The sequence below is a fragment of the Streptomyces sp. NBC_00237 genome (assembly GCF_026342435.1).
GTDB lineage: Bacteria > Actinomycetota > Actinomycetes > Streptomycetales > Streptomycetaceae > Streptomyces.
The window spans coordinates 1,093,644-1,117,332 of record NZ_JAPEMT010000002.1 but is presented as its reverse complement, the minus strand read 5'-3'; the positions used below and the strand labels follow the sequence as shown (position 1 = coordinate 1,117,332).

Annotated in this window: 14 protein-coding genes; 9 read left to right on the top strand and 5 right to left on the bottom strand. The window is 69.1% G+C overall.

From position 1 onward, the window contains the following. Window positions 1-82 precede the first annotated feature (82 nt). Entirely contained in the window at window positions 83-976 is an 894-nt protein-coding gene (locus OG897_RS19080; protein WP_266658379.1) for a virginiamycin B lyase, read from the bottom strand. A gap of 271 nt (window positions 977-1,247) precedes the next feature. Between OG897_RS19080 and acnA the strand changes: the two genes are divergently transcribed. Beyond that, complete coding sequence (acnA, locus tag OG897_RS19075) at window positions 1,248-3,959, top strand: aconitate hydratase AcnA (RefSeq protein ID WP_266658378.1); 2,712 nt, start codon at window positions 1,248-1,250, stop codon at window positions 3,957-3,959. A 116-nt stretch (window positions 3,960-4,075) separates the two neighbouring features. Here the strand turns inward: acnA and OG897_RS19070 are convergent, their stop codons facing one another. Beyond that, entirely contained in the window at window positions 4,076-5,017 is a 942-nt protein-coding gene (locus OG897_RS19070; RefSeq protein ID WP_266658376.1) for a VCBS repeat-containing protein, read from the bottom strand. A 243-nt stretch (window positions 5,018-5,260) separates the two neighbouring features. Between OG897_RS19070 and OG897_RS19065 the strand changes: the two genes are divergently transcribed. Beyond that, window positions 5,261-7,003: an ABC transporter ATP-binding protein gene (locus OG897_RS19065; protein WP_266658374.1), complete on the top strand. Its 1,743-nt coding sequence runs from the start codon at window positions 5,261-5,263 to the stop codon at window positions 7,001-7,003. After that, window positions 7,000-8,859 (top strand): ABC transporter ATP-binding protein, encoded by a 1,860-nt coding sequence (locus OG897_RS19060; protein WP_266658372.1) that lies wholly within the window; start codon window positions 7,000-7,002, stop codon window positions 8,857-8,859. The genes OG897_RS19065 and OG897_RS19060 overlap by 4 nt, the downstream gene beginning before the upstream one ends. A gap of 54 nt (window positions 8,860-8,913) precedes the next feature. Here the strand turns inward: OG897_RS19060 and OG897_RS19055 are convergent, their stop codons facing one another. The 3 genes from OG897_RS19055 to OG897_RS19045 form a co-directional block, all read right to left on the bottom strand. Further along, window positions 8,914-10,935: a PIG-L family deacetylase gene (locus OG897_RS19055; RefSeq protein WP_266658370.1), complete on the bottom strand. Its 2,022-nt coding sequence runs from the start codon at window positions 10,933-10,935 to the stop codon at window positions 8,914-8,916. 129 nt (window positions 10,936-11,064) lie between these two features. After that, window positions 11,065-12,207 (bottom strand): acyltransferase, encoded by a 1,143-nt coding sequence (locus OG897_RS19050; RefSeq protein WP_266658368.1) that lies wholly within the window; start codon window positions 12,205-12,207, stop codon window positions 11,065-11,067. 123 nt (window positions 12,208-12,330) lie between these two features. Next, on the bottom strand, window positions 12,331-16,197 hold the full coding sequence (locus tag OG897_RS19045; RefSeq protein ID WP_266658366.1) for a GH92 family glycosyl hydrolase: 3,867 nt from the start codon (window positions 16,195-16,197) through the stop codon (window positions 12,331-12,333). A 482-nt stretch (window positions 16,198-16,679) separates the two neighbouring features. On the opposite strand from OG897_RS19045, the gene ngcE reads away from it, so the two are divergent. The 6 genes from ngcE (at window position 16,680) to OG897_RS19015 (ending at window position 23,504) form a co-directional block, all read left to right on the top strand. Further along, on the top strand, window positions 16,680-18,119 hold the full coding sequence (ngcE, locus tag OG897_RS19040; RefSeq protein ID WP_266658364.1) for an N-acetylglucosamine/diacetylchitobiose ABC transporter substrate-binding protein: 1,440 nt from the start codon (window positions 16,680-16,682) through the stop codon (window positions 18,117-18,119). Window positions 18,120-18,243: 124 nt separating this feature from the next. Then, window positions 18,244-19,164: a carbohydrate ABC transporter permease gene (locus OG897_RS19035; protein ID WP_266660309.1), complete on the top strand. Its 921-nt coding sequence runs from the start codon at window positions 18,244-18,246 to the stop codon at window positions 19,162-19,164. A 20-nt stretch (window positions 19,165-19,184) separates the two neighbouring features. Further along, window positions 19,185-20,078 (top strand): carbohydrate ABC transporter permease, encoded by an 894-nt coding sequence (locus OG897_RS19030; RefSeq protein WP_266658362.1) that lies wholly within the window; start codon window positions 19,185-19,187, stop codon window positions 20,076-20,078. Window positions 20,079-20,339: 261 nt separating this feature from the next. Then, the gene (locus OG897_RS19025; protein WP_266658360.1) at window positions 20,340-21,623 is read left to right on the top strand and encodes an extracellular solute-binding protein; all 1,284 of its coding nucleotides are present in this window, start codon (window positions 20,340-20,342) and stop codon (window positions 21,621-21,623) included. Between the two features lie 55 nt (window positions 21,624-21,678). After that, window positions 21,679-22,626, top strand: coding sequence for a carbohydrate ABC transporter permease (locus tag OG897_RS19020; RefSeq protein WP_266658358.1), 948 nt, complete (start codon window positions 21,679-21,681; stop codon window positions 22,624-22,626). Beyond that, entirely contained in the window at window positions 22,626-23,504 is an 879-nt protein-coding gene (locus OG897_RS19015; protein ID WP_266658355.1) for a carbohydrate ABC transporter permease, read from the top strand. Before OG897_RS19020 ends, OG897_RS19015 begins: the two co-directional genes overlap by 1 nt. The last annotated feature ends 185 nt before the right edge of the window (window positions 23,505-23,689 follow it).

Sequence of the window (23,689 nt, the reverse complement as noted above, 5' to 3'; positions counted from 1 at the left end):
ATGTCCGGCGCGGTGTTGCGCCGTCGCCGAGGAGTCTGCCCCGGATACATGACAGGTGCCGTCATGTATCCGGGGCGCGTTGTCAGCGGGCCTCGATCCGTCCGAGCGCACCCGACTCCAGCGCCGTCCACAGCACTCCGTCCGGCCCCAGCGCGATCCCGTGCGGTTCCGAGGAGCCCGAGGGGATGTCGTACGCGTCGATCTGTGAGCCGTCCACCGTGATGCGGCCGATCCGGTTGGCGCCCCACTCGGTGAACCACATCGCTCCGTCCGCCCCCGCGGCCAGCGCGTGCGGGCGCGCGGCGCGGTCGGGGAGGGAGAACTCCGTGATGGTCCCCGCCGCGTCGATCCGGCCGACCTGCCCCGCCATGATCTCGACGAACCACATCGCCCCGTCGGGCCCCGCCGCGAGCCCCACCGGACCGGCGGCCTCGGTGGGCAGCGGGTACACCCGCACCTCCCCGGAAAGGTCGATCGAGGCGATCGCGTTGCCCTGATTGAGCGTGAACCACAGCCTCCGCCCGTCAGGACCCGCCGCGATCGCGGACGGGAAGCCGCCCTCGACGGGCACCGTGAACTCTGTCAGGTCGCCCTCCGGGCTGATCCGGCCGATCCTGTCGGTGTGCATCTCCGTGAACCACATCGCGCCGTCGGGGCCCGCCGCGATGCCGTACGGTCCCGCACCCGGCCGCTCGTACGCGGTGATCTCGCCGTCGACGGTGATCCGGCCGACCCGGTTCCCCTTGTACTCGGTGAACCACAGCGCACCGTCGGGACCCGGTGTGATCACGGTGGGGCCGCCGTCCCCGTCCGGCAGCGCGTACGAGGTGATCTCCCCGTCGAGGCCGAGCCGCCCGACCGCTCCCTCGTGGACCGTGGTGAACCACATCGCGCCGTCGGGGCCCGCCGCGACCCCGTACGGGCCTGCCTTCTCGTCGGACACGGGCACGGCGGTGATGGATGTGTGGTGGGGCACGTGCGAACTCTCCTCGACCGGGATGAACGGGCATGCGGAAGCGCCCGCCACGGGCCGGGGCCGACGGGGAGGGGCAGCCGGGCATGACCGTACTGCGGCCATGTACTAGAGTTATCTCGACATCGAGATATCTGCCCAGCGCGCCGCAGTCGCCACTTCTCGGTAAGGGTTACCTAACTAAGCCTTACCTTAGCGGGTCGGCCCGGAGTCGTGGCGGCAGGATTGCTGTATTGCGGTAGAACGCGCACTTTTTTGACTGAAGGAGACTGTCGTGTCGGCGAACAGCTTCGACGCCCGCAGCACGCTGCGCGTGGGTGACGAGTCGTACGAGATCTTCAAGCTGGACAAGGTCGAGGGCTCCGCGCGCCTCCCTTACAGCCTGAAGGTGCTGCTGGAGAACCTGCTCCGCACGGAGGACGGCGCGAACATCACCGCCGACCACATCCGCGCGATCGGCAACTGGGACTCCCAGGCGCAGCCCAGCCAGGAGATCCAGTTCACGCCGGCCCGCGTGATCATGCAGGACTTCACCGGCGTGCCCTGCGTCGTGGACCTGGCGACCATGCGTGAGGCCGTGAAGGAGCTGGGCGGCGACCCGGCGAAGATCAACCCGCTCGCCCCGGCCGAGCTGGTCATCGACCACTCCGTCATCGCCGACAAGTTCGGCACCGCGGGCGCCTTCCAGCAGAACGTGGAGCTGGAGTACGGCCGCAACAAGGAGCGCTACCAGTTCCTGCGCTGGGGCCAGACCGCCTTCGACGAGTTCAAGGTCGTCCCGCCGGGCACCGGCATCGTCCACCAGGTCAACATCGAGCACCTCGCTCGTACGGTCATGGTGCGCAACGGTCAGGCGTACCCCGACACCCTCGTCGGCACCGACTCGCACACCACCATGGTCAACGGCCTGGGTGTGCTGGGCTGGGGCGTCGGCGGCATCGAGGCCGAGGCCGCGATGCTCGGCCAGCCGGTCTCCATGCTGATCCCGCGCGTCGTCGGCTTCAAGCTGACCGGCGAGCTCCCGGCCGGCACGACCGCCACCGACCTGGTGCTGACCATCACCGAGATGCTGCGCAAGCACGGCGTCGTCGGCAAGTTCGTCGAGTTCTACGGCGAGGGTGTGGCCGCGACGTCGCTGGCCAACCGCGCCACCATCGGCAACATGTCGCCGGAGTTCGGCTCCACCGCCGCGATCTTCCCGATCGACGACGAGACGCTGAAGTACCTGCGTCTGACCGGCCGCGACGCCCAGCAGGTCGCGCTCGTCGAGGCGTACGCCAAGGAGCAGGGTCTGTGGCTGGACCCGGCCGCCGAGCCCGACTTCTCCGAGAAGCTCGAACTCGACATGTCGACGGTCGTTCCCTCGATCGCCGGTCCGAAGCGCCCGCAGGACCGCATCGTCCTCGCCAACGCCTCGCAGCAGTTCGCGCTGGACGTCCGCAACTACGTCGCCGACGACGAGGAGGCGGGCAAGGAGTCCTTCCCGGCCTCCGACGCCCCGGCCTCCACCAACGGCGTGCCGTCCAACCCGGTCACCGTGACCGCCGCCGACGGGTCGACGTACGAGCTGGACCACGGTGCGGTGACGGTCGCGGCCATCACCTCCTGCACCAACACCTCGAACCCGTACGTGATGGTCGCCGCCGCGCTCGTCGCGAAGAAGGCCGTCGAGAAGGGCCTGACCCGCAAGCCGTGGGTCAAGACCACCCTCGCCCCGGGCTCCAAGGTCGTCACCGACTACTTCGACAAGGCCGGGCTCACCCCCTACCTCGACAAGGTCGGCTTCAACCTGGTCGGCTACGGCTGCACCACCTGCATCGGCAACTCGGGCCCGCTGCCCGAGGAGGTCTCCAAGGCCGTCAACGACCACGACCTGGCCGTGACGTCGGTGCTCTCGGGCAACCGCAACTTCGAGGGCCGCATCAACCCCGACGTCAAGATGAACTACCTGGCCTCCCCGCCGCTGGTCGTCGCGTACGCCATCGCCGGTTCGATGAAGGTCGACATCACCAAGGACGCCCTGGGCATCGACCAGGACGGCAAGCCGGTCTTCCTCGCCGACATCTGGCCGACCGAGGCCGAGGTCAACGACGTCGTCGCCAACTCCATCGGCGAGGACATGTTCAACAAGTCCTACCAGGACGTCTTCGCGGGTGACGCCCAGTGGCAGGCGCTGTCGATCCCGACCGGCAACACCTTCGAGTGGGACAACGAGTCCACCTACGTGCGCAAGCCCCCGTACTTCGAGGGCATGACGATGGAGACGACCCCGGTCGAGGACATCGCCGGTGCGCGCGTGCTGGCCAAGCTGGGCGACTCGGTCACCACCGACCACATCTCCCCGGCCGGTGCGATCAAGGCCGACACCCCGGCCGGTCAGTACCTCACGGAGCACGGCGTCGAGCGTCGCGAGTTCAACTCGTACGGCTCGCGTCGCGGCAACCACGAGGTCATGATCCGCGGCACCTTCGCCAACATCCGCCTGCGCAACCAGATCGCGCCGGGCACCGAGGGCGGCTTCACGCGTGACTTCACGCAGGCCGACGCCCCCGTGTCGTACATCTATGACGCCTCGCAGAACTACCAGGCCGCGGGCACCCCGCTGGTCATCCTGGCGGGCAAGGAGTACGGCTCGGGCTCGTCCCGCGACTGGGCGGCCAAGGGCACCGCGCTCCTCGGCGTCAAGGCCGTCATCGCCGAGTCGTACGAGCGCATCCACCGCTCGAACCTGATCGGCATGGGCGTCCTCCCGCTCCAGTACCCGGAGGGCGCTTCGGCCGCCTCCCTGGGCCTGACCGGCGAGGAGACCTTCTCCATCACGGGCGTCACCGGCCTCAACGACGGTGGCATCCCGGAGACGCTCCACGTGGTGGCGGGCGACGTCGAGTTCGACGCGAAGCTGCGCATCGACACCCCCGGCGAGGCGGACTACTACCGCAACGGCGGCATCCTTCAGTACGTGCTGCGCTCGCTGATCCGCAGCTAGTGGCGCGGTAGGCACAGGGCACACAAGGGCCGCACTCCCGGAAGGGGGTGCGGCCCTCGTGCTGTGAGCTTCCCGGAACCGCGTGAGCTTCCCGGAATTGTGTGAGCTTCCCGGTACTAGAAGAGGAACCGGTACTTGTTCCAGCCACCGGTACCGATCTTCACGCGGGCCTTGTACGGGGCCTTCGCGTCCCCGGCACCCGAGTAGCGCCACAGCGTGCCGTCGTTGCCACGGGCCACGAGGTCCGCGATGCCGTCGCCGTCGAGGTCGCCCGCGCCCACGAGCGTGTTGTACGTGTTCCAGCCCGCGCCCACCTTCACGCGGGCCTTGAACGGCGCGGCCGTGCTGCCGGTTCCCTGGTAGAGCCAGAGAGTGCCGGACCCGTCGCGGGCCACGATGTCGGACTTGCCGTCGCCGCTGATGTCACCGGTGCCGGCGATCTGGGTGTACTGGCCCCAGCCGCTGCCGATCCGGTAGCGCTTGGTGACGTCGCCGTTGGCGTAGCCGAGGTAGAGCCACAGCACGCCCGCGCCGTCGCGGGCGAGGAGGTCGTAGCCCTGTGCTCCCGCCAGGTCGCCCGGGGAGAAGACGCGGTTGTAGGTGTTCCAGCCGCCACCCACGTGGCGGCTCGGTTCCTCCTGGAGGAAGTACAGGTGACCGTCCTTGGCGATCGCCCACGCGGCTTCCGCGATGCCGTCGCCGTTCTGGTCGGCCTGGGTGGCGGCCTTGAGGTCGCCCCACGTGTCGGTGGCGAACTGGGCGGACCCGTAACCCCCCTTCCAGTTCGGGTCGTAGAAGTACAGGTTGTCGCCCGCGACGCCCATCAGCGGCTGGAGGACGGCCGCGGCGGCCAGGGGTGCGGCGGCGGCGCGGGTCTTCTGCGGTGCGGCGGCCTTGCCCTGGACGCCGTCCTGGGCACCGGCGATGGAGCCGGTCGGCTTCGGGGCGTCCCCGGCCTGGGCCACGCCGGCCGTGGTGCCGATGAGGGCCGCGGCGAGCGTGGCGACGGTCAGGCGGGACAGGAAGCGCCCGGGCGTGCGGGAGGTGTTTTTCGCCATGCGGTTCTCCGGAGGCAGGAAGGAGCCGTGGCGCGGAACGGCTGACACGCGCCACAAGTTCGGCAGGAATTGGTCACGGTATCTTCACACGCCAACTATGCGGATGCCAGGGGTTATTGAGGCCCGTGGGAGGGATGGGACGGGCGCTTCGGCGTGATGTGTGGCGGTCCGTCCGCTCCTCCGGTGATCCAGCGTCAAAGCTCTTAGGTTAGCCTTACCTGGGCTTTTCGAGTGAGGCGGCACATGCGGAGGAACACAGCGGGGGCGACGGCCCTCCCGGGACGAACGGTCCTGTCAGGACGCGACGTACTGAGACGCTCCTTTCGCGGGCAGCGGCGCGAGCTCGCGCTCGGCAGCGTCCTCGGGGCCTCCCACCAGGCGGCCGAAGCGCTCGTGCCCGTCGTCATCGGCCTCGTCGTCGACCGCGCCGTCGGACAGAGCGACGGCGGCCTGCTGCTGTGGTGGCTGGCCGCGCTCGCCGTCCTGTACGTCGTGCTGTCCTACAGCTTCCGTTACGGGGCCCGCGCCTGGGAGCGCTCCGCCGAGAAGGCCGCGCACAAGCTGCGGATCCAGCTCGTCGAGCGCGTCGTCGACCCGCGCGGCGGCGCTGACGAAGGGCGCCTGCCCGGCGCTCTGACCAGCATCGCCACCGAGGACGCCCGACGGGTCGGGCTGGTCAGCATGGCGTCGATCGTGGGGGTGTCCGCGTTCACCGCCGTCCTCGTGAGTGCGGTCGTGCTCGTACGGATATCCCTTCCGCTCGGCCTCGTCGTCCTGCTGGGGACGCCGCTGCTGCTGTGGCTCGGGCAGCTGCTCGGCAAGCCCCTGGAGCGGCGCAGCCACGGCGAGCAGGAGAGCGCGGCGGACGCCTCGGGCACCGCCGCCGACCTGGTCGCGGGGCTGCGCGTCCTCAAGGGCATCGGCGCGGAGTCCGCCGCGCTCGCCCGCTACCGGGGCACCAGCCGCGACGCGCTCGCCGCGACGCTGCGGGCGGCGCGGGCGCAGGCGTGGCAGGGCGCGGTCATCCTGATGCTCACCGGAGCCTTCATCGCGCTCGTCGCGTACGTCGGCGGGCGGCTCGCCGCTTCCGGTGACATCAGCATCGGCGAACTCGTCTCGGCGGTCGGCCTCGCGCTCTTCCTGCTCGGACCGCTCTCCGGGATGTCGTGGATCGCCGCGAAGTTCGCCCAGGGACGCGCCTCGGCGACCCGGATCGCGGAGCTGCTGGGGGCGGAGCCCGCCGTACTCGTCGCGGACCACGACCCCGGCCTCTTCGAGGGCACCCCCGTCTTCGCCGGGCGGATACGGCTGGAGCGGGTCAGCCACGGCACCCTCCACGCCGTCGACCTCTCCGCCGAGCCCGGCGAACTCCTCGGCGTCGTCGCACCCGACCCCGCCGACGCCGCCGCCCTGCTCAGCTGCCTCGGCCGCCGGGGCGACCCCGAGAGCGGCTCCGTCGTACTGGACGGTACGGCGTACACGGAACTCGACCCGGCCCGCATACGTACCGCCGTACTCGTCGCGGACCACGACGCCGACCTCTTCGAGGGCACCCTCGCCGAGAACATCGCCGCCGCCGCACCCACGGGCCGCGACCTCGGCCCCGCGCTCGCCGCGTCCGGCGCCGACGAGGTCGCCGAGACCCTGCCCGAGGGCACCGCCACCCCCGTCACCGAACGCGGGCGCTCCCTCTCCGGCGGCCAGCGCCAGCGCGTCGCCCTGGCCCGCGCGCTCGCCGCCGACCCGCCCGTGCTCGTCCTGCACGACCCGACCACCGCCGTCGACGCGGTCACCGAGGCCAGGATCGCCGCCGGGGTGCGGGACATCAGGCAGGGACGTACGACCCTCGTCGTCGCCACCAGCCCGGCCCTGCTCGCCGTCACCGACCGGGTCCTCTTCCTCGAAGACGGACGCGTGACGGACACGGCGGCACACGCCGAACTCCTCGACCGCTACGACACCTACCGCACGGCGGTGCTCTCATGACCCGTACGTCCGCGACCAGCCCTGCCGTCGAGGCCGAGACCCAGGCCGAGACCCAGGCCGAGGCACAGGACTCCGTTCTGCTGCCCATCGCCACCTCCGCCCGCACCCGGGCCGCCGTACGGGAACTCGCCCGGCCGCACCGGCTGCTCGCCCTCGGCGGCTTCGGCACGCTCGTCGTCGCGACCGCCGTGGGGCTCTTCACACAGCCGCTGCTGGGCCGGATCGTCGACGTCGCGGCGGGAGAAGGAGGCGGCGTCGACGCGATCACCGTCGTCGTCCTGCTGCTCGTCGCCGTCGCCGTCGTTCAGGGCGTGCTCACCGGCATCGGCGTCTCGCGCATCGCCGAACTCGGCGAGACCGTCCTCGCCCGGCTGCGGGAACGATTCGTCGAGCGCGTGCTCGGGCTGCCGCTGGAACGGGTCGAGAAGGCGGGGTCCGGCGACCTCACCGTCCGCGTCACCGGAGACGTCTCGCTCGTCGCGGACGCCGTCCGCTCCGCGCTGCCGGAACTGGCGCGCTCCGTCGTCGCCATCGTGCTGACGCTCGGCGCGATGGCCATCCTCGACTGGCGGTTCCTGGTGGCCGCGCTGCTCGCCGTGCCCGTGCAGGCGTACACCGCACGCTGGTACGTGCGCGGGGCCGTCCCCCTGTACGCGGAGCAGCGCGTGGTCACCGGCAAGCTCCAGCAGCAGCTCCTCGCCACCATCGGCGGGGCCACCACCGTGCGTTCGCTGCGTCTGGAGAAGGACCACACCGAGCGCGTCACCACCCGCTCCCGGGCGGCCGTCGACATCACCATGCGGGGCGTGAAGCTGGTCCTGAGCTTCTACTGCCGACTGCACGTCGGCGAGTTCATCGGGCTCGCCGCCGTCCTCGGCGTCGGGTACTGGCTGGTCCGTGACGGCTCCGCCTCGCTGGGCACCGCGACCGCCGCCGCCCTGTACTTCCACAGCCTCTTCGGGCCGATCAACGCGGCCCTGGTCCTCCTCGACGACGCGCAGAAGGCCACCGCGGGACTCTCCCGCCTCGTCGGCGTCGCCGACCTCCCGCTCCCCGAGGAACCGAAGCGCCCGGCCTCGGCCCAGGACGCGTCCGTGACGGTCACCGGACTCTCGCACGCGTACCAGAACGGCCACCCCGTCCTGCACGGCATCGACCTGACCCTCGCCCCCGGCGAGAAGGTCGCCCTCGTCGGCGCGAGCGGCGCGGGCAAGACCACCCTGGCCAAGCTGATCGCGGGCATCCACCGGCCCACGGCGGGAACGATCCGCCTCGGCGGCGCGGACCTCGCCGACCTCGGCCCGGCCGCCGTCCGCCGGGCCGTCGCCCTGGTCACCCAGGAGACCCACGTCTTCTCCGGCCCCCTCGCCGAGGACCTGCGCCTGGCCCGCCCCGGCGCGAGCGACGGCGAACTGCGCGAGGCCCTCGCCCGCGTCGACGCCCTGACCTGGGCCGAAGCGCTTCCCGAAGGGCTCGCCACGGTCGTCGGCGACGGCGGCCACCGGCTCACCAGCGCCCAGACCCAGTCCCTGGCACTGGCCCGCCTGGTCCTCGCCGACCCCCCGGTCGCCATCCTCGACGAGGCCACGGCGGAGGCGGGCAGCACCGGGGCGCGCGCCCTGGAGAAGGCGGCGGCCCGCGCGGTCGAAGGCCGTACGGCACTCATCGTGGCGCACCGCCTCACCCAGGCGGCCACCGCCGACCGCGTGGTCGTCCTGGACGCGGGCCGCGTCGTCGAGACCGGCACGCACGACGGACTCCGGGCGGCGGGGGGCCGTTACGCGGCCCTCTGGGAGGCGTGGGCGGGCACCCGCCGGAGCGGCGGCAGCGTGCACGCGGAAGGCCCCCGCTCCTAGGAACGGGGGCCCCGGGGGTCTCGTACGACCGGGAGGTTGCGTACGACCGGGTCCTCAGGCCCCGACCCGGTAGGACCGCAGCCGCGCCTGCGCGTCCAGCACCGCCACCGTCGCCCGTCCCTGCGCGTCGAAGGCGACCGAGGGCTGGTGCGTGACGGGACCACTCCCGAACGGCACCCACTTGCCACCGAACTCGCTTCCGTCCAACGGCTGCTGACTCCACGTCAGGGACCCGTCGTCACGACGCTGAACGAGCACGACCGACCCCTTGTCGGGGTGTACGGCCGCCGCCACGGGGCCGAACCCCGGTGCGATGTCGAGGAGTTCGGGCTGCGTGTTCCAGGTACCGCCCGCCTCGTGCTGCCGAGTGGCCAGCAGCCAGCCCGTGTTGGGCTGCCGGGACACCATCAGCAGGCGGCCGTCGGTCTGCTCCAGCAGGGTCACCCGGGCGGCGGGGCGGTGCAGCAGCGTCCCGTAGTCCCGGCTGAGGGGAGCCCCAGGACGCGCCTGGTGCCAGCGGAGCATGCTGGTCCCGGTGGTGGCGTACACCTCGGTGACGCCCCGGCTCAGGGTGATCGCGGCGGCGCCGTCCAGCGAGCCCCCGGCCAGGTCGCGCCAGGCGCCCCAGCCGTCGGCGGAGGCGTTGCGGGCGCTGAGGCCGGTGCCGAAGTTCCGTACCATGATCATCGGACGCCCCGACGAGGTGACGACGGCGACGGGCATGCCGAGCGAGCGCCGCCGGTCGGCGTTGTGCGCGCCGTGCGGACTGCCCAGGTTGTTCCACGCGCCGAACTCGCCGTCCGTGCCGGTCTGCTGGGCGTGCACGACCTCCCGCCGGTGGTCGTCCCCGCTCGGGCCGAGAGCGGCCCGCAGCGCGAAGGCGTGCAGGAGGCCCTGCCCGTCCCGTACGACCTCGATCCGGGGCAGGCAGCGGCCCTCGACGTCCTCGGCGGGCCAGCTGCCCAGCGGCTGCGGACCGTCCCATTCCGTGCCGCCCGGCGCGTTCTGCGTCCAGGTCACGGGCCGCCCCCCGAGCACGCCGAACGCGGCGAGGCGGCCGTCGCCCCGCAGGTGCAGCCAGTCGGTGCCGGGGCTCCAGCGGTGGGTGGTGCTCTGCCCGTAGTAGCGGTTGTACGCGCGGTTGCCGAGCGGCCGGTCGCCGCACGCCCCCGGCTCCTCGCGGCACTCGTGCCCGTCCTCGCCGCCGTACACCGCGAGGTGGTGGAACTTCTCGGCCAGGGCGTCGGCGCTCAGATTGTTCGGCAGGAGCTTGTTGCAGTAGCCCGAGTAGCTCTCGACGGCGGGCCGGTGCGCCGGGTTCTCGTTCTCGTACCGGCGCAGGGCGGCCAGCGCGAAGAAGGCCGCGGCCGTGTGGTCGCTGTTGTCGCAGTGCGAGACGGAGTCGGTGGCCTTGTCGTACGAGGCACGCGCCGGGTCGGGGTTCATCACCCGCACCACGGCGGGCGCGTACGTGCCCAGCAGGTCCGCCAGGGTGCCGATGAGGCCGTCCCGGGTGAGCGGCCGGAGCTCGGCGGGCAGCGGACTGCCGGAAGGACGCAGCGCGCCCAGCTCCGTGAGCTCCTCCGACCAGAGGCGCAGGAGCTTCTGGTCCGGGAGCGCCACACAGGTGCGCAGATTGAGGAAGACCAGGGTGATCGGACCCCGCCCCGGCACCGTCAGGGTGCTGACCTCGGCCGTGCCGCCGTCCCGCACCGGCAGGGTGCCGCGCACCCAGTCGGCCCGCCGGTCGCCGGTCGCCATGGAGGCGTAGGCGGCCCGGATGCCGTGCTGCCGGGCGGCGGTGTAACCGGCGTAGTCGGGCGCGGCGGTCTTCCGCGCCGGATCGTCCATCGCGTAGTTCAGTCCGTCGGCCTCGCCGGTCGTCAGGTACACGCTGACGACGGGTATGCCCGCCCGGACGGTGTGCAGCAGGTCCGGCGACATGAAGTACAGGTCGTCGTCGGTGTGCGCGCAGACGTGCAGGTGGGGAGCCGTACCGGTGGCAGAGGAAGCGGTGTTCCCGACAGCGACGGAGTCGGTGGAGCCACGCGCAGCGAAACGCCGGAAGAGGGACATGACAGCGCCTTCACGGAATCGGGGGCGGCCCACTGGTCAGGTCGGCCGTCCGTCGAAGAAGACGGCCGCCGGGGTTCGGCGGCCGTCGCAGGATGCAAAGATTACGTGGAGGAATTCAGAAGATCGACGTCAGGAGGCCGGATCCGCGGCCCGCACCTGCGCAGCCGCCTTCCGCATGCCCTGCGTGAGCAGCCGCCCCACCGGCCTCTCCACCAGCCGGTGCACCAACCACGACGCCACCAGCAGCGAACCGATCGCCGCACCCAGCACCGCGTACGGGGAGAGCGACGATTCCAGCGCCTGGATGATCTGCCGCCCGATGTTCTGGTGCAGCAGGTAGAGCGGGTACGTCAGGGCTCCCGCGTACGGCAGCCAACGCCACTGGATCCACGTCAGCCGCCCCGTCGCGACGAGCGCCATCACCGCGAAGCACCCGGCGAGGATCAGCACGACCGGCCAGAACGGCACCTGGTGCCCGATGTACTTGTGGATGTTCCCCCAGGCGGAGTGCACGAAGGGCAGGGACGCACAGAAGCACACCAGCACCAGCCCCGTGAGCAGCAGGTTCGGCCCGAACCTGTGGATCAGGTAGAAGGCGATGCCCGCGATGAAGTACCAGCTGTAGTCAGGCATCACCAGCAGCCGCAGCGGTCCGTCGTCGTAGTTCGCGAAGACGGCACTCGCCACCACCCACGCCCAGCAGAAGCCGAGCACCCGGCGGTACGTCAGCCCCCACCAGGTCAGCAGGGCGAACAGCAGGTAGAAGCGCAGCTCCGCGAAGAGGGTCCAGTACACCCCGTCGACGTGCTCCACGCCAAACGCTTCTTGCAGCATGGTGAAGTTGGTGAGGATGTCGCCCCACGAGGGCAGTGCCTTGCGTCCGACGGTCAGCAGGAGGACCACCGTGGTGGCGATGACCGCGAACCAGTAGGCGGGGAACAGCCGCACCACCCGTGAGGTGAAGAAGTCGCCGACCGACTTCCCCCAGCAGCTCATGCAGATGACGAACCCGCTGATCAGGAAGAAGAGCTGCACTCCGAGCCAGCCGTACGCCGTCACGGGGAACAGTGCGGGGAAGAGCCCCTTGGCATCCGCCGACCAGGCGCCCTCGCGGTTGACGAAGTGGTACGCCACCACCGCGAGCGCGGCGAACAGCCGCAGCCCGTCCAGCGCGGCGATGCGCGGGCGACGGGGGGTGGGTATGGCTGGCGGCTCCGGATCGGCGGGAACCTGCGGACTCATGGCCGGGGCCACCGTGCTTGTGATGCTCACTGCCGTAGGGCTCATTTCCTCTTCGGGATCACCGAACACACCATCCGGGAATCTACCGAGCTTTCACGGACGGGATGGTTCCGCTGTCGGCTCCATCCCGTCCGTGAGCTGTGTTTCAGCAGGTCAGGATAGTAGTTCCAGCTCTGCCACCGCCGATGTGCCCTTCGTCACCAGCCGGTAGTGCCGGTACGTTCCCGGGGACGACACCGTGAAGACCCGCGTCTGCCGGTCCCAGGCGAAGGTCTCGTCCGTGCGGCGGTCCAGGGCCTTCCACGTGGTGCCGTTCTCGGAGCCCTCCAGGGTCCAGCCGGTCGGGGCCTTCGTGCGGTCCGACGAGGTCAGCGTGTACTGGAGGGCGCGGGTGGGGGCGGTCACCGGCAGGGTCGTCTCCGGGGGCAGTGGGGCCTCCGTCACCGAGGAGTCGTCGAAGAGGGGGCCCGTGGCCCCGGTCAGGGCGTCCGTGCGGGGTGTCGGGACCTTGTCGTCGCGGGTGATCGAGACGGGAGCCGCGCCCCGGCCCGAGCCCCAGGCGGACGGGCGGTCGCCCATCGCGAAGTCCAGCGTGCCGCCCCGGGCGAGGAGGTCGTGGGGGAGCGCGGTGGAGTTCCAGGCGCGGCCGTTGACCTTCAGGGACTGGACGTAGACGTTCTTCGCGTTGTTCTTCGGGGCGCGCACGGTCAGGGTGCGGCCGTTCTCCAGGCGGACGGTGGCCCTGGTGAAGAGCGGGGAGCCGACGGCGTACTCGCCGCTGCCCATGACCAAGGGGTAGAAGCCGAGCGCCGAGAAGAGGTACCAGGCCGACTGCTCGCCGTTGTCCTCGTCGCCGTGGTAGCCCTGGCCGATCTCGCTGCCCGTGTAGAGACGGGAGAGGACCTCGCGGACCTTGGACTGCGTCTTCCAGGGCTGCGAGGCCGCGTTGTACATGTAGGTGGCGTGGTGGGCGACCTGGTTGGAGTGGCCGTACATGCCCATCCGGACGTCGCGCGCCTCGGTCATCTCGTGGATGACGCTGCCGTATGAACCCGCGAACTCGGGCGACGCCGTCTCCGGGGTGGTGAAGTACGCGTCGAGCTTCCCGGCCAGGCCCGAGCGCCCGCCGTACAGGTTGGCGAGGCCCCGGCTGTCCTGCGGGGCGGTGAAGGCGTAGCCCCAGCCGTTGGTCTCGGTGTAGTCGTGGCCCCAGATCCGGGGGTCGTACGAAGCGGAGGGGACGCGCCAGTCGCCCTTGAGGTCGCGGCCCTGGAAGAAGCCCGCCGTGGAGTCGAACAGCTTCACGTAGTTCTGGGCCCTGTTGAGGAAGTAGGCGGATTCCTCGCGGTAGCGGGGCTTCTTCGTCTTCTCGTAGAGGGCCTCGCCCATCTTCGCGAGGCCGTAGTCGTTGAGGTAGCCCTCCAGGGACCAGGAGAGGCCCTCGTGGGTCTTGGTCGAGGCGTAGCCCCGGAACGGGGAGGTGTCCATGCCCTTGCGGCCGACGCCGGAGAAGGGCGGCAGGACGGTGGCGTTCTTCAGAGCCGCTTCGTACGCCGAGGAAGCGTCGAAGTCGACGCCCTTGACGTACGCGTCGGCGAAGGCGACGTCCGACGAGGTGCCGGTCATCAGGTCCGCGTAGCCGGGGGAGGACCAGCGCGAGATCCAGCCGCCGTCCTTGTACTGCTGCACGAAGCCGTCGACCAGGCGGCCCGCCGTCTTCGGAGTGAGGAAGGAGTACGCGGGCCAGGTCGTGCGGTAGGTGTCCCAGAAGCCGTTGTTGACGAAGACCTCACCGTCGACGATCTTCGCGCCCGTGCGGGTGGGGGTGTCCGGGCCGGTCTGCGGGGAGAAGGGGCTGGCGTACTGGGTCTTCCCGTTCACCTTCTCGTGGCCGGAGTTGGGATAGAGGTACAGCCGGTACAGGCTGGAGTAGAGGGTGGTCAGCTGGTCGTGGCTCGCGCCCTCGACCTCGACGCGGCCCAGGATGCGGTCCCAGGCGTCCTGGGCGCGGTCGCGGATCCGCTCGAAGCGGGAGCCCGCAGGGATCTCCGAGGCCAGGTTCTGCTTCGCCTGGTCGACGCTGATGAGGGAGGTGGCGAGGCGGAGGGTGACTTGCTTCTGCGCGGAGGGTTTGAAGCGGAGGTAGCCCGTCACGTCGTCGCCTCCGCCGCCGCTCAGCTTCCCGCTCGCCGTCACGGGAGCGTCGAAGACGCCGTGCACGAAGAGGCGGGTCGCGCCCGTCGACAGGCCGCTCTTCACGTCGGAGAAGCCGGTGAAGGAGCTGGTCGCGGGGTCGAGGGTGAGTCCGCCGTCGTTGGAGACGTTGTCGAAGATGACGCTGGCGTCGTCGCCGGGGAAGGTGAAGCGCATCATCGCGGCGTGGTCGGTCGGCGTCATCTCGGTGCGCAGACCGTTCTCGAAGGTCACGCCGTAGTAGTGCGGCTTCGCGGTCTCGTTCTCGTGGCGGAAGGGGAGCGCGCGGGTGGTACGGGTGGCGTCCGGGGTGCCGGACACCGCCGAGGGCATCACCTGGAAGGTCTGCCGGTCGCCCATCCAGGGGCTCGGCTCGTGGCTCGCGCTGAAAGCCTGCAACTGCGGCAGGTTGTCGGCGTTGTTGCCGCGCGCGTAGTCGTACAGCCAGCTCGTGGAGCCCGCGTTCGTGACCGGCGTCCAGAAGTTGAAGCCGTGCGGGACCGCCGTCGCCGGGATGTTGTTGCCGCGCGAGTACGAGCCGCTGGACTGGGTGCCGCGCGTGGTGAGCGCGTAGTCCGAGAGCCGGTCGAGCCGCTTCTCGGGCGCCTTCTCCGCGATCCGTACGTCGTCCACCCAGCCCCGGAACTCCGCCGGGCCCTTCGGGTTGTCGTAGCCGACCAGGATGCGGTCGATCGTCTTGCCCGCCGCGACCGAGCCGATCCGGGACGCCTTGTGGTTCCACTGGTTGGCGTACAGGGTCTTGGAAGCACCCTGGCCCTGCGGGGAGAGGACCGCGCCGTGCTGGTCGAGGGCGCGCAGGTCGCTCAGGTACGTACCGTCGGTGAAGGCGAGGTCCAGGGCGACGTTCGTCGCGGGGTAGTTGAGGTCCGCGCCCTTCTCGCCCGCCGGGAGCTGGGGGAAGACGCGGTAGGACAGCTCGGTGTCCCGGCCGACGCGCGTGTTCACGTCGAAGACCTTGTTGTACGAGTACGCCCGCCCGCCCGGCTTGTGCGTGCCCGCGTAGCGCAGCGCCCGCTTGCCCGTGAAGCCGGCGCCCGACTTGGCGGTGGGGGAGCCGGAGGGGCCTCGGTCCACCTGACTGCGCATGTCCTCGGGCGTCGGCGTCGAGGTGTCCCCGTTCGAGAACTGGACGTCCGCGAGCTGAAGGATCGGTGCGCCGCCGTTCGCGGTGATGTTCAGCCGGTAGTGCTGGTACGCGGTGTCGTTCGTGACGTCGTACGTCTTGGTCTGGAAGCGGGAGGCGAAGGTCTCGCCCTTCCGCGTGTCCAGCGTCGTCCACGCCTTGCCGTCGGCCGAGCCCTGGAGCTCCCAGTCCTTCGGGTCGCGTTCGGCGTGGTCGTTGGCCGAGGTGAGCGCGTACGTCACCACCTTGGTCGGCGCGTCGAGGTCGAACTCCACCCATCCGGTGGACACGAACGCCAGCCACTTGCTGCCGGGCGTGACGTCGATCAGGTTCTCCTTGACCTCGCCGCCCGCCGCGTTCTCGGCACTGGCCCGCAGGTCGGTGACCCGGTCGGTGACGTTGCCCGGGATGCCGGGGGACTCGCCGCCGTCGACGCCGGAGGACTTCTTGCGGCCCCGGGAGTCGGTCTCGACGGTGTCCCGCCACGCGGGGGCGGGTTCGCCCGCCTCGAAGGAGGAGCTGAACGTCCGGTCCGCGGGCGCGGGTCGCCCCGGCTTCCCGGGGTCGGCGGCGGCGGACGGGGCCAGCAGGGTCACCGACAGGGCACTCGCGGCGAGGCACGCGAGGGCCGCCGTGGTTCCTCTGTGACGTCTGGTTCCCGTGCGTCTGGGTCTGGGCTGCATCCTGGTGCTTCCTTCGCTTAGACAACGTTGTCACATGCTCAAGCGCTCTCAGTGGTGAGCCAAGTATCCAGTGATGTCAAGGATGTTGGGGAGGCGTCAGTTGGACAAATGTGCGCGCGGATATCCAAGAGGTCTCAACTCGGGAAAGATGCCCGGTCAACCTTGCTTTGGATCTTGCCCAGTTGACGGGAACTGGACTATACCTATCGGCGTCCGCAGGGACGGGAAACCGGATGCGGGGTCATTCGCCGGGCGCGACGGGTCTGTCCAAGAGCTGTGTCCAAGAGTTGCGCCTCAGAGTTGCGCCCCGAGAGTCGCGTCCACGAGTTTCGTCCACGAGTTCCGTCCAAGAGTTCAAGAGTTAAGTCCAAGAGTCATTCAAGTCATCTGACCGCGGTGGCGGGGCCCTTCGCCGTAGGCGAATTCCTTACGGGGGCGTACCGGTACACCGCCTGAGTCCTGGAGAAGGCGAGGACTTGAGCATGGGACCCACCAACGTCAATCGTCGTGATGTGCTGAAGCGGACCGCGGGCGTGAGCCTGCTGGCGCTGCCCGGAATCGGCGCCCTGAGTTCCTGTGCCGCCGGTGGCGGCGGCGGCGAGAAGGACAAGGGCGGCGAGAAGGGCGAGAAGTCCGCCAAGAACCCGCTCGGGGTGAAGGAGGACGCCGCCCTCGCGGTGTACATCTTCAACGGCGGCTACAAGGACAAGTACGCCAAGTTCGTCAGCGACATGTACGCCAAGAACCACCCCAAGGCGAAGGTCGACCAGAAGGCCACGGAGAAGATCGCCACCCAGCTCCAGCCGAAGATCGTCCGGGGCAACCCGGCGGCGGACGTCATCAACAACTCCGGCGCCGACCAGATGAACATCGGCAAGCTGGTGACCAACAAGCAGGTCGCCGACTTCACCGAGATGCTGGACGCGCCCTCCTGGGACGACCCCAAGGTCACTGTCCGCGACAGTCTCTACCCGGCGATGCAGGCCATGGGCGCCTTCGGCACCAAGGGCTGCTACCAGCTCAACATCGCCATGACGGTCTACGGCAACTGGTACTCCAAGCGCATGCTGGAGGAGACCCTGGAGGCCCAGTACCCCAAGACCTGGGACGAGATGCTCGCGGTCTGCAAGAAGGCCAAGGACAAGGGCATCCACGGCTGGAGCTACCCGGGCGGCCACCCGCGCTACATGCTCTTCTCGATGTACGCGATGTTCGCGCAGGTCGGCGGCCGTGAGGCGGTCGAGGCGATGGACTACCTGGAGCCGAACGCCTGGAAGAGCGACGCCGTGAAGTCCGTCTTCGAGGCGTTCGAGGAGCTCGTCGCCAAGAAGTACGTGCTGACCGGCTTCGACGGCCCGCAGGGCCACACCGAGATGCAGACCGCCTGGACCAAGGGCAAGTGCGTCTTCGTGCCCAACGGCTCCTGGGTGGAGAACGAGGCCAAGGACACCACCCCGCAGGGCTTCGGCATGACCGTCGGCGCGACCCCGTCGCTCTCCTCCGGCGACAAGCTGCCCTTCGGCACGCTGTACTCGCCGCCCGGCGAGCCCTTCATCGTCCCGGCCAAGGCCGCGAACGTACAGGGCGGTCTGGAGTGGATGCGGATGATGTACAGCAAGGAGGCGTCGGTCAACCTCTTCAAGGAGACCGGCGGCATCCCCGCGCTCAAGGGCGCCATCGACGGCATGCAGCTGCCGCCGGGCACCGACAGCTCCCAGAAGGCCATCACCGCCGCCGGGGACAACATCGTCATCCCCATGTGGAAGGAGTGGTACGCCGAACTGTTCACGGCGGACTTCGACAAGGTGATGGGCGCCTTCATGATGGGCCGCATGACGACCAAGGAAGCCCTGGAGACCATGCAGAAGGCTGCGGACCGGGTGGCGGCCGACCCCGACATCACGAAGATCAAGAAGTCCTGAACAAAAGCTGGTTGAGCACGACGGGTGGAATCGGAGCGGCATGAGTACTGAGAAGCGGGCGGCGAAGCCTCCCAACCGGCTGTTGTTCTACGCGGCGGTACTTCTGCCGCCCCGATTCACCCCCATGAGCGTCCGCTACGACCGGCGATACCGGACGCTCGACAAATACCGCTTCGTCGCGGGATTCCTGGCGATTCCCCTCGCCTTCTACGCGATATTCGTCATCTCGCCCTTCGTGCAGGCGATTTACTACTCGCTGACCGACTGGTCCGGCGGGCCGGTGGCCAACTTCATCGGTTTCGACAACTTCGTCAAAATGTGGAACGACGAACGCTTCTGGGACTCCACGACCACCAGCCTGACCCTCCTGGTGGTCGCCCCGGTCGTCACGCTCGTCCTCGGCATCTTCTTCGCGTACATGATCACGGCGGGCGGCAGGCACCGTAAGGGCCAGGCCATCTCCGGCGTCGCGGGCTCCTCGCTCTACAAGATCGTGTACTTCTTCCCGCAGGTCCTCTCCGTCGCCATCATCGCGGTGGTCTGGGGCCGGGTCTTCAACACCAACGCAGGGCTGGTCAACGGCGGCCTCGACCTCTTCGGCATCAAGGGCCCCGCCTGGCTCGGCGGCGAGTACGGCCTCGCCCTCATCGCCGTACTCACCGTCATCTGCTGGAGCTTCGTCGGCTTCTACGTGGTGCTGTTCTCGGCGGCGATGGGCGGGATCCCCAAGGACATCTACGAGGCGGCGCTCCTCGACGGCGCGGGCCGGGGCACCACCTTCTTCAAGGTGACCCTCCCGCTGATCTGGGACACCGTGCGCACGGGCTGGGTCTACATGGGCATCCAGGCCCTGGACTCCTTCGCGATCGTGCTCGTGATGATGCCCTCGCACGCCATGAAGGTGACCCCGGTCTTCCTCTACGAGCGGTTCCGCGAGGGCCAGTTCGGCTACGCGACCGCCATCGGTGTCGTACTCCTCCTGCTCAGCGTGGTGTTCTCCCTGATCATCATGCGGCTCGGGAACCGCGACCGGATCGAATACTGAGAGCGGGAGAGACCACCGTCATGAGCACCATCACCAAGGGCCGTCAGGACCGTCTGTCCAGGGCCGACCAGGTCAAGGTCAAGGAGGGCGGCGGCACCCTCAACGTCTTCTCGCACGCCTTCCTGGTGCTGTGGACCCTGATGGCGGCGGGCCCGCTGATCTGGGTCGCGATCACCGCGTTCCGCACCTCGGTCGACATCCTCAACGACCCGATGGGACTGCCCTCCTCCTTCCATTGGGCGAACTTCGCGAACGCGTGGACACAGGCACACATCGGGCAGTACGCCGTCAACTCGCTGATCATCCTGGCGGGTTCGCTGACCGGCACCATGCTGCTGGGCTCGATGGCGGCGTACGTCATCGCCCGCTTCACCTTCCCCGGCAACAAGTTCGTCTTCCTGCTGTTCGCGGGCGGCATGATGTTCCCCGTCATCCTGGCGCTCGTACCGCTCTTCGCGGTCATGGAGAACTTCCAGCTCCTGGACACGCGGGCCGGGCTGATCATCGCGTACATCGCCTACTCGCTGCCCTTCACCACCTTCTTCCTGACCTCCTTCTTCCGCACGCTGCCCACCGGCGTGCAGGAGGCGGCCATGGTGGACGGCGCGTCCCACACCCGGACGTTCTTCCAGATCATGCTGCCGATGGCCAAGCCGGGCCTGGTGAGCATCGGCATCTTCAACTTCCTCGGCCAGTGGAACCAGTACCTGCTGCCGCTGCTGCTCAACAACGAGAACGAGTCCAGCTACGTACTCCCTCAGGGGCTCGCCTCGTTGGCCATCGCGCAGGGTTACCGGGGCGACTGGGGCGCGCTGTTCGCGGGGCTGACCATCGCGATGGTCCCCGTGCTCGTCGTGTACGCGGTCTTCCAGCGGCAGGTGCAGGCGGGGCTCACCGCGGGAGCGCTCAAGTAGGCGCTTTGGTCGGAGCGCCCAAGTAGCCGGATCGTCAGCAAGGCTGTGACCGTACGTAGACCCGAAGTGACTTGTGAAGGAACCCTGTTGAAGCTTGATTTCGGCTTGGACACGAAAGTGGTCTAAACCTGTTGCGCCTTCGCGCGGCGTGAGTAGTGTCCGTGCCACGGCGCTGCGGGGAGATCTTCGCCCGGCCGGTGGTCCGGGGGCAGACCCCCGGTCAATGCAGCAAGTCGACGCTGAGGTCGAAGGGTTGGAAGCATGAGGAATCGGGTTATCGCCACCGGTGCGGCAACGCTCGTGATGGCACTGGGGCTGAGTGCCTGCGGTGGAGACGGTGACGGGGGCGGCGGCGGGGACGACGCCAAGGGCAAGACCATCAAGGTCGTCGCCGCCGACTACGGCACGAGCGCGGCCGACGCCTCGAAGCCGTTCTGGGAGAAGGTCGCCAAGGACTTCGAGGCCGCCAACGCCGGGTACAAGGTCGAGCTCCAGGTCATCAACTGGAACGACATCGACAAGACCGTGAAGACCATGATCGCGGCGGGCAACGAGCCCGACATCCTCCAGACCGGCGGTTACGCCGACAAGGTCGCCGACGACCTGCTCTACAAGGTCGACGACGTCATGTCGCCCGCCACCAAGGCCAACCTCTCGCCCGGGTTCGCCGAGGCGGGCAAGGTCAAGGGTGCCGCCTACGGCATCCCGTGGGTGGCCTCCACCCGTACGTTCTTCTACAACAAGAAGGCGTTCGCGACCGCGGGCATCACCAAGCCCCCGACCACCTGGGCCGAGGTCGCCGACGCGGCGAAGAAGCTCAAGGAGAAGAAGGCCGCGGAGATCCCGTACGCCCTCCCGCTCGGTCCCGAGGAGACCCAGGGCGAGACCCTGATGTGGGAGATGGGCAACGGCGGCGGCTACAAGGACGACGCCGGCAAGTACACGCTCAACAGCGCCCAGAACGTCGAGACCTTCAAGTGGCTCCAGGACAACCTGGTCAAGCCCGGCCTCACCTACCCCAACCCCGCCACCACGGACCGCAAGACGGCCTTCGCCGACTTCGCGGCGGGCAAGGTCGGCATGATGAACGGCCACCCGAGCGTCGTCAAGATGGCCGAGGACGGCAAGGTCGAATACGGGATGGCGAGCATCCCCGGCAAGTCGGGCCCGCTGGACTCCACCCTCGGCGTCGGTGACTGGACGATGGCCTTCAAGGACGGCAAGGGCAGCAAGGAAGCCATCAAGAAGTTCCTCGACTTCACCTACACCAAGGACAACCTGGTGAAGTTCTCGGGGATGTACAACTTCATCCCCGTCACCACGGACGCGGCGGCCGCGATGCAGGCCGACCCGAAGAACGCCAAGCTGAAGGACTTCTTCGCGGCGCTCCCGAAGGCCAAGTTCTACCCGGTCAGCGACACCTCGTGGGACGTCGTCTCCGCCGAGATCAAGAAGACCGGCGGCAAGGCGGCCAGCGAGGACCCGAAGGCCGTCCTGGACGACCTCCAGAAGAAGGCAGAGGAAGCGGCGAAGACCGCAAAGTAACGCGCCGCAAGGGCCCGTTCACCTTCGTACCTCGCTCCCTCTCCCAGGAGAAACCGTGTCACTCAAGGCCCCTCCGTCCCCCGCCGAGACCGGCGGGGGACGGGGCGGGCGCGACCCCAGGCCGGTGAGTCGCCGCAGCGGACTGGCCAGGCTCGGCCCGCTGCCCTGGATTGCGCCCGTCATCCTGCTGATCCTCTTCGTCGTCGTCTGGCCGGTCGTCGAGCTGATCCGCACCTCCTTCCTCAACATCTCCATCTCCGGCAAGGTGCGCGGCAGCGCCGGAACCGACAAGTACAAGAAGCTGTTCGAGGAGACCGACCTCGGCTCCGTCCTGATCTGGACGGTCCTCTGGACGGTCGTCGTCGTGGCCTTCACGATGCTGATCTCGCTGGCCCTCGCCCAGCTGTTCAACCAGAAGTTCCCCGGCCGTACGATCACCCGCTGGGCGCTCATCGCCCCCTGGGCCGCGTCCGTGCTGATGACGGCCATCGGCTTCAAGTGGATGCTCAACCAGACCGCGGGCGTGCTCAACACGCTGATGATGGACCTCGGTCTCATCGACGGGCCCCAGGACTGGCTGGGCGACGCGTCCACCGCGTGGCCGTGGATGATGGCCGTCGCCGTCTTCGTGTCGCTGCCCTTCACCACGTACACGCTGCTGGCGGGTCTTCAGACCATCCCCGGCGAGGTGTACGAAGCCTCGCGCATCGACGGCGCCGGGACCTGGCAGACGTACCGGTTCATCACCCTGCCGATGCTGCGTCCGGCGTTCCTGATCGGCATCGTCATCAACCTGATCAACGTCTTCAACTCCTTCCCGATCATCTGGGCCATGACCCAGGGCGGCCCGGGCTACGACACGTCCACCTCGATGGTGTTCATGTACAAGCTGAAGGAGACCGACATCGGCGAGTCGGCGGCCATGTCGGTCGTCAACTTCGTGCTGGTCGTGGTGCTCGTACTGATCTTCCTGAAGGTCAGCCGCTGGAACGAGGAGGACTGATGGCCACCGCTACGGCCGACCGGCCGAAGACGCAGGGCCCCTCGGTCAAGCCCCCGAAGCGGCCCTTCCGGCCGCGCACCCTGGTCATCGCCGTGGTGGCCTGGGGACTCGCGGCGCTCTTCCTCGCCCCGTACCTCGAAATGATCGTCACGGCGCTGCGGCCGAAGTCGGAGCTGCGCGACCGCTCCTACCTGCCGAGCAGCTTCGAGTGGTCGAACTTCATCGAGGTCTGGAAGCAGTCCGAGCTCGGCCAGAACCTCCAGGTGACGCTGCTGGTCGCGGGCGGGGCGACGGTGCTGGTGCTGCTGGTGGCGCTGCCCGCCGCGTACTACACGGCGCGGATGAAGTTCCGCGGCCGGAAGTTCTTCCTGCTGCTCGTGCTGGTCACCCAGATGTTCCAGCCGACGGCGCTGCTGATCGGTCTGTACCGCGAGTTCTACCAGTTGGGCATGCTCAACTCGGTCTGGACGCTGATCATCACCAACGCGGCCTTCAACCTGGCCTTCGCGGTGTGGATCCTGACCGCCTACATCGGCTCCATTCCGGCGGAGCTGGAGGAGGCGGCGATGGTGGACGGCACCAGCCGCTTCGGCGCGATGATCCGGGTGACGCTGCCGCTGGCGCTGCCCGGCGTGGTGACCGCGCTCATCTTCACGTTCATCACGACCTGGAACGAGTTCGCGATGGGCCTGACCCTCACCACCGACCCGGCCAGCCAGCCGCTCACGGTCGGCATCAACAACTTCATCGGGGCCTACACGGTGGAGTGGAACTACCTCTTCGCCGCGTCGGTGGTCGCGATCATTCCGGTGATCATCCTGTTCGCGTTCATCGAGCGGCACGTGGTGTCCGGACTGACCGCCGGTTCCGTGAAGTAGTCGTTTCCCTACGTTTTCGGTGTCACTCGCAGCGCCCGTCGGCCCCGGTCGGCGGGCGCTGTGGCGTGTTCTCGCCCCTCTTCGGTCCAGCTCTTGACGGGAGCGGGCGCTGAAGACTCTGCTTAGGGTTCACATGTTGGAAGAACAGCGGGGCCCCACAGCCGTGGCCCCGGAGCGGGCGGCCG

Bases quoted from the DNA above. Each gene is read 5' to 3' on its own strand.
- OG897_RS19070 (WP_266658376.1), bottom strand. From the start codon at position 5,017: ATGGCGAAAAACACCTCCCGCACGCCCGGGCGCTTCCTGTCCCGCCTG.
- OG897_RS19065 (WP_266658374.1), top strand. From the start codon at position 5,261: ATGCGGAGGAACACAGCGGGGGCGACGGCCCTCCCGGGACGAACGGTC.
- OG897_RS19060 (WP_266658372.1), top strand. From the start codon at position 7,000: ATGACCCGTACGTCCGCGACCAGCCCTGCCGTCGAGGCCGAGACCCAG.
- OG897_RS19055 (WP_266658370.1), bottom strand. From the start codon at position 10,935: ATGTCCCTCTTCCGGCGTTTCGCTGCGCGTGGCTCCACCGACTCCGTC.
- OG897_RS19045 (WP_266658366.1), bottom strand. From the start codon at position 16,197: ATGCAGCCCAGACCCAGACGCACGGGAACCAGACGTCACAGAGGAACC.
- ngcE (WP_266658364.1), top strand. From the start codon at position 16,680: ATGGGACCCACCAACGTCAATCGTCGTGATGTGCTGAAGCGGACCGCG.
- OG897_RS19035 (WP_266660309.1), top strand. From the start codon at position 18,244: ATGAGCGTCCGCTACGACCGGCGATACCGGACGCTCGACAAATACCGC.
- OG897_RS19030 (WP_266658362.1), top strand. From the start codon at position 19,185: ATGAGCACCATCACCAAGGGCCGTCAGGACCGTCTGTCCAGGGCCGAC.
- OG897_RS19025 (WP_266658360.1), top strand. From the start codon at position 20,340: ATGAGGAATCGGGTTATCGCCACCGGTGCGGCAACGCTCGTGATGGCA.
- OG897_RS19015 (WP_266658355.1), top strand. From the start codon at position 22,626: ATGGCCACCGCTACGGCCGACCGGCCGAAGACGCAGGGCCCCTCGGTC.